Origin of the sequence: Caproiciproducens sp. NJN-50 (assembly GCF_004103755.1) — a bacterium.
Classification (GTDB): Bacteria; Bacillota; Clostridia; order Oscillospirales; family Acutalibacteraceae; genus Caproicibacter.
The window spans coordinates 2,253,805-2,267,129 of record NZ_CP035283.1 but is presented as its reverse complement, the minus strand read 5'-3'; the positions used below and the strand labels follow the sequence as shown (position 1 = coordinate 2,267,129).

Genomic DNA, 13,325 nt, shown 5'->3' with positions numbered 1-13,325 from the left:
CGTACCACTATCAGAGTCGTCGAATTTGACGGCTCTGTTTTCTTTTTCTCGGATTTTCTTCGGCTTACTCGCTAAAGCTGCCTTATTTGATAAATAAATGCTGTAAGAACACTCGAAGCCATTCACATAAAAATATTTTAAAACTTTGTGAATAGTTGCATTAAATAGGGAAATATCTGACTGAATACCGCCTATAAGTAGAAGATGTTTTTAGGAGGTAGTTCAATGACGGAAGAAAATTATAAGTATCGAACAAGTCCTCTTTTCCTTCGCGATCAGTTCAAAGGGAAAGGGAAACTGCAAATTCCGGTAATTCCGAAATCCAAAGTGAAAGCAGATGATTTTAGTGATTTGCTTCTCATAGGATTTGATAGGATGGATCTTAATGACACAAAGCATTTCAACCGGATGGTTCATTTTTTTCTGTATGACTATAAATTTGAGCGTGTCTGGAAAAATCCCGATACCGATCTGGAAAAGCTGAAACGATATCGTGCGGTGCTTTCTCCCGACTTCAGTATGTATGTCGAAATGGCGCCGGTTCTGCAGATCTTCAACACATTCCGGAATCGCTGGTGTGGTGCCTATTTTGCGTCAAAGGGAATTCGTGTCGTTCCAACCGTAAGTTGGGGTGATGAGAATACATTCGAATTCTGCTTTGATGGAATTCAAAAAGGCTCCACGGTTGCAGTATCCACCTATATGGTGTCGGCGCATGACAACCGCCAGGACCAGAAAGAGTTTTTTCTAAAGGGCTATAACGAGATGCTCCGCCGGATCGAACCGGAGAAAATCATCTGCTACAATACACCATTCCCCGAGATGCAGGGCGATATCGTGTTTGTCGACTATGAACTAAGTTCGTGGAAGTACATGAACGAAGACCCATACACACCATCCAAATATGCGAAATACATCTGCGGCGAAGCGTCCCTTCCGGTAGGGAGTAATCTCATTATTAAAAGCGGATATGTTGTAAGTGGGAATGATGAGTACTATAATAACATTATTCAGACCGGCATGGGTAGCGCCTACGGCGCAATGTGGAAACCAAACCCAGACAAAGCAAACGAAAGAATTTTATGGGGTCCGCCAAATACGATTCAGAAATATTATGTAGAAAACAGAAAAGGAACAAACGGTTACTGGGTATCTGTAAAATACGACAGCAGAGGTTGGGGAATTAAAGTTCGTCATTATACTGACCACAACAAATCGTGGGCGCATACGGACCCTCACGATAAAATTATTAACTGGAATCCGAATAACGGAACGCCGGATTTCTCAAATGGTGATATTAACTATCCGCCGGAAGAATATCCGAACGGAGCACCTGAATTTAAGTTTTACAAATATAAAGGAGAAATCCCTATGAAATTGACAGTTAACGGAGACGCCTATCAGTTCAAAACGCTGAGTGAATTCAAAAGCAGTATGTCAAGAGGCGGGGATGTGGAGTTTGAGTGGAAAGGAATTGACTACACCATCAGTTCAGTCTGGCCGAACGGAAAAATGAAATTTTCGGCTGGACCGAGTAACGGTATGGAAGAAGACAGTATGGTTTACGCTACCGTGGATGAACTTCTGGAATATAAAGTCGGCGGCGACAGGCTGCGGGATATTATTACGCAGGCGGAAATTATCGACAGGACATTATAACGTCCCCCGATCTGTGCTCTGCTTTTTTGAATTTTGACTGTACGGCAAAATGCTCTTGTTCTATGCAGCTTTGAGTGCTCTTTTAGGGGTAAATACTGCTTTTTAACTGCCTATAGGTCCTTGATATTACTGGCTTTCTTGAATAAATGCTGTAAGAACACCCGCACCATAGTTATCAGGCTGAGATAGATGCAAGATGTATCTATCTCAGCCTGTTTTTTATGTTATTTCATGCTATACTTTAGAAATAATATCAGATAAACATCTATTGAATTTCAGGTTCTTTATAGAACAGAAGGTGAAAATACAATGGCTGAAGATTTTAAGAATATATTGCTTGAAAACATTGATAACGAACATTTTGTTGTGCTATTTCTGACAAAAAGCATCAGCAAGGTGCCAGCATAAAAAACAATGGCTCAAGGAACAGATACCACAAGGTCATATTTTCAGAAAGCTTGACGAAAGGGGAAAAGTTTTTATAGAATATGTGCCTTTGGAAATAGCTTGGGTTCCTGTAACTGGCGATTTATATCTATTGCCTGGGTATCCGGGGCCTTTAAGGGCAAGGGATATGCAAAGCAACTGCTCAGCTACTGTATTGATGATGCTAAAAAACAAGGGAAATCAGGTGTTTGCATATTAACTTCAAAAAGAAAAACCCTTTTTTATCAGAAAAGAAGTTTGAAACAATCAGGCGGATCGCATATAAAGAAAATAGCTTCGTTGAAACCGAATTTTGGATTGGTAGAGCCACAATTTCAGAAGGAATCCCGGTCGGATTCAACATGTCCTTGACATATCCGGACGTCTTATATTCTTGGCACGGAAACGAAATGATTAAATCAGAGGTATGTATTTACTTTTTTGCTTTGGGATGACGCCTTGATGCGCAAGAACAGGAAGAAATACCTGCAGCACTGCGACAAGCATTACAACTTCAAGAGGGAGCATAATTGAGTTTTTTATAAGACTTTTTACAAAAAAGTAGTAGTACCCTTTATCATATAGCATACTGCTCCAAAGGCATCCTAATCCGACATGAATGCCAAAATCGATGATCAATTTGCAAACGAATACCCGTAACACAGAAATTTTGCACTGGTAGAGGAATATCCCGTAAATAAAGAATTCAAGCATGGACGACAAAGTATATCCCGGAAAAAAGACGGTGGCGGGGATAAGCAGGTAACCGATTAAATCGTATGCTAATCCGGCGGATAAGCCGACAACCGGGCCGAAAATCATCGAACCGAGAGCAAGAGCCAAAAAAGCGGTGGTAATGCGAAGATTTACACCTACCGGGATATAAAGTGAACTCAGGACTGTACTGAGAGATATGGTCAATCCCGCGAAAACAAGTGAGCGGGGATTTCGAAACTCGGAACAAGCGGTAATCCAGTATTTTGGCGTGAAGATTGAGCGAATTTTATTTTTTAACATGAAAAAACCTCCTTGAATATGGCAAGACTCAATGCCACATAAAGGAGGATCGCTCCTATATGCGGCAGCGGGATGCGATAATTGTACGGCAACTTTCGTATTGCTTGTGCCATAACGAAATGTTTCCGTCCCGAGATCAACTCCCCGTTTCTCGGGCACATAACCCACAATTATCTACTCTGCCATTTTTCTAAAATTTGAATGCAAAACGAAATTAAATAATAACCGGCGGAATTCCTCCTTTCCGCTACCATGCAAAAAAGGCCGGCTATCTGGACTGTTCGCCCAGACGGCCGGCCTTTTCTGTCATACTCCCCTGTGGTACTCCACATCCGTCAGTCATATGACTCTTAAATTAAATGATAAGCCCTTGACAGCCTTTTGTCAAGAAATTTGAATGAGAAAGTATAAAATCTATCCATCGTCCTTATCCGGGCAGCGGCTGGTACGTCGTAGAAATGTAACTTAGAAAGCAAAGAGTTAGAGTAATTATCGAATTTTTGCAAGTACCCTGTGAGCTATATATAGCGCAAGAGTAAAAATACATGCAGCGAATACATTCACGGTAAAAAGCGTAGTCTTTCCGACCCATGCAATGAATAGAAAAACCGCCATAATACCTGCACCTATAAAAAAAGTTCTTGTTTTACTCACGTCTTCTTTTTTCCCTGCTTTAAAAGGGTTTTTTAATATGACCTCGACGATGATAAAGGCGGACACAATCGTAAGGCCTAGAGAGATCATACTTCCCACAGAGATAGAAATCTCAAAATTAAGAGGTCTCCCGGTTGCAAGATCACATACCAAAGCGATTGTCTCATCTGCGATAATGATATTGATTGCGCCAAGAATAGACAGGCACCAGCAAATGATATCAAAAAACTCCAAAACTTTTTCTGCCATACTTTTTGGGGGCAAACTTGCGATGATGTCATCACAAAAAACTTTGTAATCTTCCCCAACGACGGATTTGATATTTTCGCCTCTTTTTTGTGCGGACAAGACCATTTCCAGTAAATCCTGTCGAATTACCTCCTGATTATGCTCAGAGATATTTGCTCCCCGCAGGTAACAAATAATATTGGTAAATGCATCCAGGTTTTCAGTGTTTACCTGTTTGTCTAATTCGTTGTTGATCCGGTTAAGTTCTTTCGTTTGTTTGTCCATCCTTTTGCCCTCCATCTTTAAATAGCATGTTTACGGCATCTTCTAGCTCCCTCCAATTTGAATAAAAGGCATCCAATTCCTTTCTTCCCGCTGGCGAAATGGAAAAATATTTTCTCTTAGGCCCCAATGGGGATTCCCGGTATTGTGCTGTAATCAGTCCATTCTTTTCAAGCCTTAATAAAAGAGGGTAAATGGTTCCTTCTGAAATATTTAAAAAGCCGTATTCTTGCAGCTCCTGAGAAATTTCATAGCCATAAGTCTCTTTATGACTGATAACTTTGAGGATACAGCCTTCCAATGTCCCTTTCAGCATTTGTGATGAGAGCAAGCAGGTTCACTTCTTTCGGAACTATTATGTCTTGCAATGCACCTGCTATATTGTAATACATGATAGATGAACTGTCAAGAACATTATACTGATCAGTAAACACAGTGGGCCCGCGAATCGCACAAAAAAATAGAAAAGCCGCATGGCTACTGAATTATTCAGTAGCTCATGCGGCTTTTCTTATGTGCTGTTTCCCCTTCGCCCCCAGGAGGACACCGGAGGACGGCGGAAAAGAAAAGCTATTTCGGCATATAAGCGCGTCATCACTGATTGCAGGTTCCAAAGCCAAGGCACTGATACAGATAGTTCATGAGATCAGAAAAGCACATGTCCATAGCCTCCTTATGTATTTGGAATATTTAAATAGTAACAAATTTGTAACTATTTTGCAAACGTAATTTATGGAAAGGAAAAAGGCAGGAACTGATCATATCTTAGCCATCCTTGCGGAATGCCGCACGAAGGAAGCGCGCCCGCACAAAATTGTCCGTGCACAAAAATAGCCGCGCTGGAATCGGAATTCCAGTGCGGCCGTGCAAAACGATGCGTATAAAAAGAAGATATTTATATTATAGCCGGTTGGAAGGAAATGTCAATGCAAAATATCGCTTCCGGCGTCGCCGGAAGCGGCTGTTCTAAGCCCACCGGAATCGGTTCGGGGAAAGGGCATCCTTCCATGGAAAAGTCATGCTATCTCTTTTTCGCGCACCTCCACGGCGGATTCATCGATGCTCTCTAAGTCCTCATAAGTGCCATTGCTATGTATTGCTGCAAAATGCAGGAACGCCGGCATGCAGTCTCCGCAGTCGTTTTGGGATGGAATAATGGCCAATTCAATTAATTGCCCATCCTTTACCCGTGAGAGCCTTTCCTTCAGCATTTTTCTGTCTACAATAATCTTTACCAATTTTAGCATCCTTTCTTTATTAGGTGACTTAATGCACCTTTTTCTCTTAGAAGCAGTCTTTATTATGAACACACGTTACAGTGAAAAGTGTCGAATAAAATTATATTTATAAAAATCATCACATAAGCCAAAAACCGACGCTGTTAGCAAAAAAATTAATGCAAAAAGCAAACTGCTCAAAAGATCCGAACAGGCAAAAATATCATCCACTGGATGCATTTGCACCAATGCCGGAAGAGGTGCAATAAAAGCGGCGGCCCTAATTAGCGGGAACCGCCGACTGATACGAAGACCACCTCCATATCTCATAGCACGCTTTAAGTCTATAAATCCAATGTGAACATAGCGCTAATTCGAGTTTAAAAAACAGTGAGAGGCTGTTGCCAATTTATGGGCGGGCTTGACCCGTCGCTGGCAACAAGGTATGCTTTCAAATCCGAAATTACGGCAAATAAAGATCACCGGGGTTCCCGCCAAATGCAAAATGCCCGCCGGACCCCGCCGAACAATGGTACCTTGTGGCGGATAGCTTGTGATAATGATATCGCAGTTCAGATACTGAAACGATTGAAGGCTGACGGCGAAACGGCGCCCGCCGCAAAGATGTTTTCCTCTTTTGCCATGGGATTTTCTCATTTTTCAAAAAAGTTTTAATAAACTTCTTGACTTGGACTCGACTTCAGGTTGTACGCTGTAAACGATGCGGATTTGATCAAGATGAATGAAGGAGGATTCTTTGGGATGGCAATCGTTTATATGACAAAGGACATCAGTTCTGATGGGCTGATGAGGATCTACAGGGCTTTGGGCCGCGGGGCTTTGGGCAGAGTCGCCGTGAAAATCTCCAGCGGCGAGCCGGGCGGGCACTATTTCCTTTCACCCAAGCTGATTGAACCGCTGGTGAAAGCAGTAAGCGGCACGATCGTGGAATGCAACACCGCCTACGGCGGAGGCCGCGCGGATACGAAAAGCCACCTCCGCACGATGGAGCAGCACGGCTTTAAGGCTATCGCACCGGTGGACGTGATGGACGCGGAAGGCGGCATGAATCTTCCCATCTCGGGCGGAAAGCACCTCAAGGAGGACGTGGTCGGCTCTCATTTTGCCGGCTACGATTTTGTTGTCAATCTCGCGCACTTCAAAGGGCACGCCATGGGCGGATTCGGCGGCGTCATCAAGAATATGTCCATCGGCATCGCGTCTTCAACGGGGAAAAGCCTGATCCACAGCGCGGGCAGGGAAACGGTGGGATTCGGCGTCAACACGCCGCAGGACGATTTTCTAGAATCGATGGCGGAGGCCGCAAAGGGCGTCGCGGATTATTTGAAGGACCGTATTCTCTACATCGATGTAATGAACAACCTGTCCGTGGACTGTGACTGCGACAGCCATCCGGCGAAACCGACGATGGCGGACATCGGTATTCTGGGTTCGCTCGATCCGGTGGCACTCGACCAGGCCTGCGTGGATCTCGTCTATGCCGCGCCCGACGGCAAAGACCTGATTGAGCGCATAGAGTCCCGGCATGGGATTCACACGTTGGAACATGCGGAAGCAATAGGGCTCGGCAGCAGGAAATACGAGCTGAACGCTGTTAGCTGAGCCGGGATCTGAGAGCGGGCATGCTCATGGGCCGTGCCCCTATACGGGCAAATCCAGACGGGAGGCCGTAGAGAAGAGAATCTTCTCTACGGCCTCCCGTCTGTTTCGACGACAGATCCTTATGCACCCGCGCAGGAGTGCTCTTTTTTTACTTATACACTTGTAACCAGTATTACAATGTGATATATTTAATTTGTAACCAGTATTACATTTTGGCGGAGGGTTTGTATGAATCAAAACGATTGGGCTGTCGTCAACTATACACTGCCGAGGGAACCCTCGAGGGTTCGCGTCTCTTTATGGCGCAAGCTGAAAAAGATAGGAGCGGTCAATATCCAGCAATCGATGTGGATTCTGCCTCTGACGGATGAGAATTTCAGCCTGTTCAACGATATCAAAAGCGAGGTTGTCCAGAACAACGGCGAGGCGTTCGTCATGAAATCTTCTGTAGACGAAGACGGGCAAAAAAATATTATCAAGCGGTTCAACTCGGCAAGGAATGAGGAATACGGGGAGCTTCTTGAGCAGTGTGAAGAATTTTTCAAGGAGATCGACAAGGAAATTGCCCGGGAAAACTTTACATTTGCGGAGATAGAAGAGAACGAAGAAGAGCTCGATAAATTGAAGCAATGGTACGCGAAAATAGAAGCGAGAGATACTTTCGGAGCTTCCTTGGGGAAAACCTCAAGTGCAACGCTCTCGAAATGCGCCGAAGCACTTGAGAAATTCTGCGATAAGGTATACGAGTTTACCGATAAAACATAGGGAGGGTCCATAGTGAAAAAGAAATTTGCTGTTTCCAATATTGTTTTGCTTGGGCTTGTCAGTCTGTTTGTCGATATGAGCACCGAAATGGTTTACCCTCTGGTCCCGCTCTTTTTAACGGCAACGCTTGGGGCGTCGCCTGCCATAGTCGGAATCATAGAAGGAATTGCCGAAAGCATAGCCTCGCTTCTCAAGGTGTTCAGCGGCTACATCGGTGATGTGCGCCACAATAAAAAGCGCCTCGCTTTTGCCGGATATTCCGCGTCTGTTATTTATAAGATATTTCTTCTTCTGGCTGTGTCCTGGCCCGGCGTTTTAGTGGCAAGGGTGATCGACCGCACGGGGAAAGGCATCCGAACCGCTCCGCGCGACGCGCTTGTGGCGCAATCAAGCGACGGCAAAAAGCTCGGCGGGTCGTTCGGATTACATAAAATGCTGGACATGGCCGGTTCCTCGCTTGGCGCTCTGTTTGCCTATCTTTTCATTGCCACCAGCTTTGGATTCCACAGGGCGTTCCTGCTTTCCATCATCCCTGCAGTAATAGGAATCCTGATCATTTTTTCTGTCCGGGAAGACAAAAACAGCGGTATGGTATCTGAAAAGCTCACGCTGAAAGGGCTGAAGCTTGACGGAAAACTGAAATTATATCTTGCTGCAATCTTTGTTTTTTGCCTCGGAAACTCATCGAACACCTTTTTGCTTCTGAAAGCACAGGAGAGGGGATTTTCGGCTTCGCAGGTTCTTCTACTGTATCTGGTTTTCAATGTCGCCGCATCCGTGCTTGCCATTCCGTCCGGAAAGCTGTCCGATCGATTTGGAAGAAGCAGAATCCTTGTGCCGGGATACCTGATCTACGGTCTTGTCTATCTCGGGTTTGCGCTCTTGACGTCGAAGCCCGCCATTCTGGTCCTATTCATCGCATACGGCGCATACACCGCGTTTATCAGCGGAGCGGAGAGGGCTTTTATCGCCGAGAACGCGCCTTCGGGCTTCAAGGGGACCGTACTGGGAATTTACGGCATGCTGCAGGGGTTCGGACTGTTATTGTCGTCCATCATAGCTGGGTTCCTGTGGGATAAAATAAATTCCGACGTTCCATTCCTGTTCGGCGGCGTTCTGGGAATTGTTTCAGCCGTCATAATAGGAACAATACTCAGGGGAAATAATTGCGCTGGGGAATCGTGCTGATACCGGGGTGTCAAACATTTGATTTAACTGTCCCGGGGAGGGGCGGGGAAGCAAGGCAGGACCGACAGTTACCGGCCTGTTTGGAATCTGGCCGGGGCGCAGGGAATGAGACGATCGGAGATATCAAAACAGGCAGGGACGCCCATCGCGAGGCAGCGGGGACTCCTGGCGGGGGCTAACGGAAAGCGGCTTTTTGTATGATGCTGTTCTCAGGCCCTGCTTTTTGCAGGTATTCCTCGATTGCCCGAATCGCCTCGTCGCTGATGGAATAGGCGATTCTGTTCATTTCCTGATCGGATAATGTGCATCTGTCCCCGATGGTCCGATCAAAGAATATTCTTAGAATTTCACGTTTGTTGCGCGAAATTCTGGCGACGGCGGTTCCCAGGACCGTAAGGCCGATTCCTCCACGGGGATCTTTCCGAACCATACCTTCGGTTTCCAGAATTTTAACCGCCCTTGTGACGCTTGGCTTGGCAACGTGCAGGCCGTTCGATATATCAACCGGGCGCACATATCCTGTTTGCGTGCTTTGCCGGTAAATGAAGTCCAGATAGTTCCGGCTGGAATAAGACAAGTTCTTTCCATCCACTTGTTTTCACCTGCCTGTCTTCTGGCACTCTGTGCCTGTGTTTACGTAGGGTACTGACAAAAATATCCGTGGGATTAAGAATATTGCCTGGAATTTGCTTCAGAAATGATTAAATCCATGGTGGTGTCCTTCAAAGTCAAGATGTTCCTCAAAGCCGCGGCATCCCCCAAAGCCTCGGTGATGCCCGTGGTGCATGGCCTCCTGTTCCAGTCCGGCCGAATCGATTGCGTCCAAATGGGTGCAGAGCTTTTCGGTGAGGATCAGCATCTGGCTGATTTCCTCCCCGGACAATCCTCCAAACAAAGTATCCGTCATTTTTCTTGTGGCATCCTGCGATTCTTTCACAGCGCTTTTTCCCTGCTCCGTCAGGAAAATATGCATGACGCGCTGGTCCTTTTCATCCTGTTTTCTCTCCACAAGGCCAAGCTGTTCCATTTTGGCGAGCATTTCCGTCATGGAAGAAGGCCGCACATCCATTTCCTCAGCAAGATCGCGCTGGATGACCCCGTCGTTTTCCGCGATGAGAAGCAACAGCCTTGACTGTTCGCGATAATAGCCGCCTGCGTGACCGATATGGTGCGCGCACCGATGCATCTGCCGGCCAAGGCGGTGAAGGGCGGTGAAGAGCTTCAGCGAATTATTAGAATCGTTCCTCATTATTTCATACCTCCAAATTTAATTTAGGCACCTAACTGATTGTGTTATACTACTCCGGGGGAGCATTGTCAAGCATTAATTTAGGCTCCTAATTAAAAATCGAGCGCCCTATGGCTTATAATCGGAAGAATAAGGACATGCCGCATGCGGCTGTACGAGGGGCCTCCAAACCCAAGGGTAAAATCATCCGTACCCTTTACAATGTGGTTCATCGATGATATTCTGAATTTAAAGCTGATTTTGATTTACTGAAAGGAATGAAAAAATCTATGAATTGCTGCTGGTGCACGGTTACAACGGAAAAGCTGGAAGAGTCCGTGAAATTCTATCAGGAAATTGTCGGGCTCACCCCTGTAAGGCGATTTTCCCCCGCCCCGGGTACGGAAATCGTATTTTTGGAGGACAAGAATAATTTCAAGATTGAACTATTGCAGAACGGCAATGCCACCGGTACCGCAAAAGAGGGAATTTCATTGGGATTTGAGGTGGATTCGCTTACGGATATGCTGAAAATAGTCCAGTCTAAAAACATTTCTGTGGTCGGCGGACCCGTAAAAGTGCCGGATTGTTCTTTCTTTTTTGTGAAGGACCCAAACGGCGTCTCCATACAGTTTGTGGAGAATCGTCGTTGATTGGTTCCTGTCCCGATGGAGAACACGGGGCTGCCGGGGACCTCCGGCAGCCTTTTGCATGAAGGTGAAATGTACGTTTCAGGCCTTGACAGAAATTGCAACATGTGCTAATATTACAGTCGGTTAGTCAATGCTAACCGACTGTAATAGCTATTGGCGTTCCAGACACAAAAATTTTTGTATCAAAAGTTATGCTGTGACTTATAAAAACGGTAATTTTATCGCCAAGAGTTAGTCACAACTAACCAAAACGAAATACTGCCAGGGAGGTAATGGTGATGGAAAAATCTTTTGAGGCGTCGCTTGTGGAGCAATGCGCCCCGACACTGGCCGGGATGAAACCCGCAAATCTGTTCCTGTATCAGTCTGAAGACCGGGAATCGGTTTACAGTGACATCGCGCGTTGGGACCGGGAGCTTGCCCCCTATGCGATGTCGGTGTGCGTCGTAAAAGAATGCGAATGTGAATCTTCCTATTTGGTCTATGTCTATCGGAAAGCGGGGCTTGCACGGGTCCTTTCGGAGCGAATGACCTGCTCCTTTCTTCGGACGCTTGGGTATGACACGTCGCGCGGCTGTGACGCTCTTCTGCGGCAGCTTTCCGGGCGCCTGTGCCTGGAACGGGAATTTCCTCATGAGATCGGAATTTTTCTGGGCTATCCTCTGTTTGATGTGATTAGTTTCATGGAGCACAAGGGCAGAAATTACGCTTTCTGCGGTTATTGGAAAGCCTATTTCAACCCCGCCGGGGCGCGGAAACGTTCCGGTCAGTACCGAAAATGCACTTATATCTATAAACGCATGTTTGAAAACGGGACACCGATTTCGCGGCTCATCGTGGCCGCTTAACGGTAGTATTTTATTGAAAGGATGAAATATTGATGACTAAAATTGCGATTGTTTATTGGAGCGGTACCGGCAACACGCAGGCCATGGCGAATCTCGTATTGGATGGCGCCATGTCGGCGGGCGGACAGGCCGATTTGTTTACGGCTGGCGAATTCACGGCCGACAAAGCGAAGAATTACACGGCCATCGCTTTCGGCTGTCCGTCCATGGGGTCGGAGCAGCTGGAAGAATCTGAGTTTGAGCCCATGTATCAGTCCGTAAAATCAGAACTCGGCGGAAAAACGGTAGCGCTATTCGGCTCCTACGGCTGGGGCGACGGCGAATGGATGCGGAATTGGGCCGTGGACTGCGAATCGGCCGGCTGCCGCATGATAGCGGAGCCAGTGACGGTGAACGGCGCTCCCGAGGGGCTTGACGCCGAAGCGTGCAAAGCGCTGGGCAAGGCGCTGGCCCAGGCTTAGGCAGGACAAAGCAGGGAAAACCCTGCTTTGTCCGCGCCATTATTCCCGCAAATGTTTCCTTGCGTGTTCTTTTAATTTTTCAAAGGTTTCGTCGCTCAGGTCATGCTCCATTTTACAGGCGTCAGCCGCGGCGGTTTTCTCTTCCACCCCAAGACTGACAAGAAATTTCGTCAGTAACTTATGCCGGGTGTAGATGCGCTGTGCTACTTTCATTCCAGGTTCTGTCAGAGTGATATAACCGTCGTCGCTCATCTCGATATAACCGTTTTCTCGCAGCCGCTTCATAGCCACGCTGATGCTCGGCTTGGAGTAACCCATCTCATTGACGATATCGATGGACCGGACTTGCCCTTGCCGTTCTTTGAGCATCAGGATCGTCTCAAGATAATCTTCCGCCGATTCATGAATTTCCATCGCATATCCCTCCGTGTGGTAAATCTATTATGCTATAGATTAGCACAAACTAACCACTTTGGCAAGAATAGTGTTCAGAAACGCTTGACAGGCATGGTTAGCGGTGGTAAACTAAAATCAGGAAAGAGGTTAGCGAGACCTAACCTCTTGTAAAAAGGGCAAGAGTTAACCGATGCTAACTTAAAGGAGGAAAAGGATATGATGCCTCTGACGATGGCGAGAGCCGGGGATACGGTGACGATCCGGAAGATCAACGGAAAGGACGAGACACGGCAGCATCTGGCCGCGATGGGTTTTGTGGAATGCGGCCTGGTGACGGTGGTCAGCGAGCTGGCGGGGAATCTCATCCTTCAGGTGAAGGAAAGCCGCATCGCGCTGGACAGAAGCATGGCGAACCGGATCATGATTTGAAAGAGGAGAGCGATCAATGCTATGAAAACACTGAAAGAAGTAAAACCGGGAGAAACCGTTGCAGTCAAGACGCTTACCGCGACCGGCCCCCTGCGGCGGCGTATCATGGATATGGGCATCACGAAGGGGACGGCGATCTCGGTCCGCAAGGTGGCGCCGCTGGGGGACCCGATCGAAATCACGGTCCGCGGATATGAGCTGTCCATCCGGAAGAATGAGGCAGAGCATATCGAAGTAGCGTAAATTTTTCT

At 46.7% G+C, this 13,325-nt stretch carries 18 protein-coding genes and 2 riboswitches; of the genes, 11 read left to right on the top strand and 7 right to left on the bottom strand.

What is annotated here, in order from left to right; genetic code table 11:
• Positions 1-225: 225 nt before the first annotated feature.
• Together EQM14_RS10895 and EQM14_RS16885 are read left to right on the top strand one after the other, a co-directional pair.
• Positions 226-1,659 (top strand): DUF4417 domain-containing protein, encoded by a 1,434-nt coding sequence (locus tag EQM14_RS10895; RefSeq protein WP_164919046.1) that lies wholly within the window; start codon positions 226-228, stop codon positions 1,657-1,659.
• A gap of 507 nt (positions 1,660-2,166) precedes the next feature.
• Positions 2,167-2,457 (top strand): GNAT family N-acetyltransferase, encoded by a 291-nt coding sequence (locus EQM14_RS16885; protein WP_326974605.1) that lies wholly within the window; start codon positions 2,167-2,169, stop codon positions 2,455-2,457.
• Between the two features lie 42 nt (positions 2,458-2,499).
• Here the strand turns inward: EQM14_RS16885 and EQM14_RS10890 are convergent, their stop codons facing one another.
• The 4 genes from EQM14_RS10890 to EQM14_RS10875 form a co-directional block, all read right to left on the bottom strand.
• Positions 2,500-3,102 carry a folate family ECF transporter S component gene (locus EQM14_RS10890; RefSeq protein WP_128743069.1) on the bottom strand — a complete coding sequence of 201 codons (603 nt, stop codon included), beginning with the start codon at positions 3,100-3,102 and terminating at the stop codon, positions 2,500-2,502.
• A 63-nt stretch (positions 3,103-3,165) separates the two neighbouring features.
• A riboswitch (THF riboswitch) is annotated at positions 3,166-3,286 on the bottom strand.
• A gap of 92 nt (positions 3,287-3,378) precedes the next feature.
• A riboswitch (ZMP/ZTP riboswitch) is annotated at positions 3,379-3,455 on the bottom strand.
• Between the two features lie 136 nt (positions 3,456-3,591).
• Entirely contained in the window at positions 3,592-4,269 is a 678-nt protein-coding gene (locus EQM14_RS10885; RefSeq protein ID WP_128743067.1) for a hypothetical protein, read from the bottom strand.
• A complete protein-coding gene (locus tag EQM14_RS10880) occupies positions 4,244-4,582 on the bottom strand; it encodes a PadR family transcriptional regulator (RefSeq protein ID WP_164919130.1) in 339 nt (112 codons plus the stop codon). Before EQM14_RS10880 ends, EQM14_RS10885 begins: the two co-directional genes overlap by 26 nt.
• A 700-nt stretch (positions 4,583-5,282) precedes the next feature.
• Complete coding sequence (locus EQM14_RS10875) at positions 5,283-5,504, bottom strand: hypothetical protein (RefSeq protein ID WP_243112503.1); 222 nt, start codon at positions 5,502-5,504, stop codon at positions 5,283-5,285.
• Positions 5,505-5,894: 390 nt separating this feature from the next.
• Here EQM14_RS10875 and EQM14_RS10870 point away from each other — a divergent pair, with 390 nt between their 5' ends.
• From EQM14_RS10870 to EQM14_RS10855, 4 genes are all read left to right on the top strand, one after another.
• Positions 5,895-6,158 carry a hypothetical protein gene (locus EQM14_RS10870; RefSeq protein ID WP_128743063.1) on the top strand — a complete coding sequence of 88 codons (264 nt, stop codon included), beginning with the start codon at positions 5,895-5,897 and terminating at the stop codon, positions 6,156-6,158.
• A gap of 87 nt (positions 6,159-6,245) precedes the next feature.
• The gene (locus EQM14_RS10865; protein ID WP_205703165.1) at positions 6,246-7,106 is read left to right on the top strand and encodes a DUF362 domain-containing protein; all 861 of its coding nucleotides are present in this window, start codon (positions 6,246-6,248) and stop codon (positions 7,104-7,106) included.
• Between the two features lie 228 nt (positions 7,107-7,334).
• Positions 7,335-7,871 (top strand): Chromate resistance protein ChrB, encoded by a 537-nt coding sequence (locus EQM14_RS10860; RefSeq protein ID WP_128743059.1) that lies wholly within the window; start codon positions 7,335-7,337, stop codon positions 7,869-7,871.
• Between the two features lie 12 nt (positions 7,872-7,883).
• Positions 7,884-9,059, top strand: coding sequence for an MFS transporter (locus EQM14_RS10855; protein ID WP_243112502.1), 1,176 nt, complete (start codon positions 7,884-7,886; stop codon positions 9,057-9,059).
• A 175-nt stretch (positions 9,060-9,234) separates the two neighbouring features.
• On the opposite strand, the gene EQM14_RS10850 is transcribed toward EQM14_RS10855, so the two are convergent.
• Both EQM14_RS10850 and EQM14_RS10845 read right to left on the bottom strand, forming a co-directional pair.
• Positions 9,235-9,651: a metal-dependent transcriptional regulator gene (locus EQM14_RS10850; RefSeq protein WP_128743057.1), complete on the bottom strand. Its 417-nt coding sequence runs from the start codon at positions 9,649-9,651 to the stop codon at positions 9,235-9,237.
• A 99-nt stretch (positions 9,652-9,750) separates the two neighbouring features.
• Positions 9,751-10,308, bottom strand: coding sequence for a MarR family winged helix-turn-helix transcriptional regulator (locus EQM14_RS10845; protein ID WP_128743055.1), 558 nt, complete (start codon positions 10,306-10,308; stop codon positions 9,751-9,753).
• A gap of 269 nt (positions 10,309-10,577) precedes the next feature.
• On the opposite strand from EQM14_RS10845, the gene EQM14_RS10840 reads away from it, so the two are divergent.
• The 3 genes from EQM14_RS10840 to EQM14_RS10830 all read left to right on the top strand — a co-directional run bounded on the left by EQM14_RS10840 (position 10,578) and on the right by EQM14_RS10830 (position 12,249).
• Positions 10,578-10,940, top strand: a complete 363-nt coding sequence (locus EQM14_RS10840) for a VOC family protein (protein ID WP_128743053.1) — start codon at positions 10,578-10,580, stop codon at positions 10,938-10,940.
• Between the two features lie 278 nt (positions 10,941-11,218).
• A complete protein-coding gene (locus tag EQM14_RS10835) occupies positions 11,219-11,788 on the top strand; it encodes a DUF3793 family protein (RefSeq protein ID WP_128743051.1) in 570 nt (189 codons plus the stop codon).
• A gap of 32 nt (positions 11,789-11,820) precedes the next feature.
• Positions 11,821-12,249 carry a flavodoxin gene (locus tag EQM14_RS10830; protein WP_128743049.1) on the top strand — a complete coding sequence of 143 codons (429 nt, stop codon included), beginning with the start codon at positions 11,821-11,823 and terminating at the stop codon, positions 12,247-12,249.
• Positions 12,250-12,288: 39 nt separating this feature from the next.
• On the opposite strand, the gene EQM14_RS10825 is transcribed toward EQM14_RS10830, so the two are convergent.
• Positions 12,289-12,663: a metal-dependent transcriptional regulator gene (locus EQM14_RS10825; protein WP_128743047.1), complete on the bottom strand. Its 375-nt coding sequence runs from the start codon at positions 12,661-12,663 to the stop codon at positions 12,289-12,291.
• A gap of 198 nt (positions 12,664-12,861) precedes the next feature.
• Here EQM14_RS10825 and EQM14_RS10820 point away from each other — a divergent pair, with 198 nt between their 5' ends.
• A complete protein-coding gene (locus EQM14_RS10820) occupies positions 12,862-13,074 on the top strand; it encodes a FeoA family protein (protein ID WP_128741999.1) in 213 nt (70 codons plus the stop codon).
• 21 nt (positions 13,075-13,095) lie between these two features.
• A complete protein-coding gene (locus EQM14_RS10815) occupies positions 13,096-13,317 on the top strand; it encodes a FeoA family protein (RefSeq protein WP_128742000.1) in 222 nt (73 codons plus the stop codon).
• The last annotated feature ends 8 nt before the right edge of the window (positions 13,318-13,325 follow it).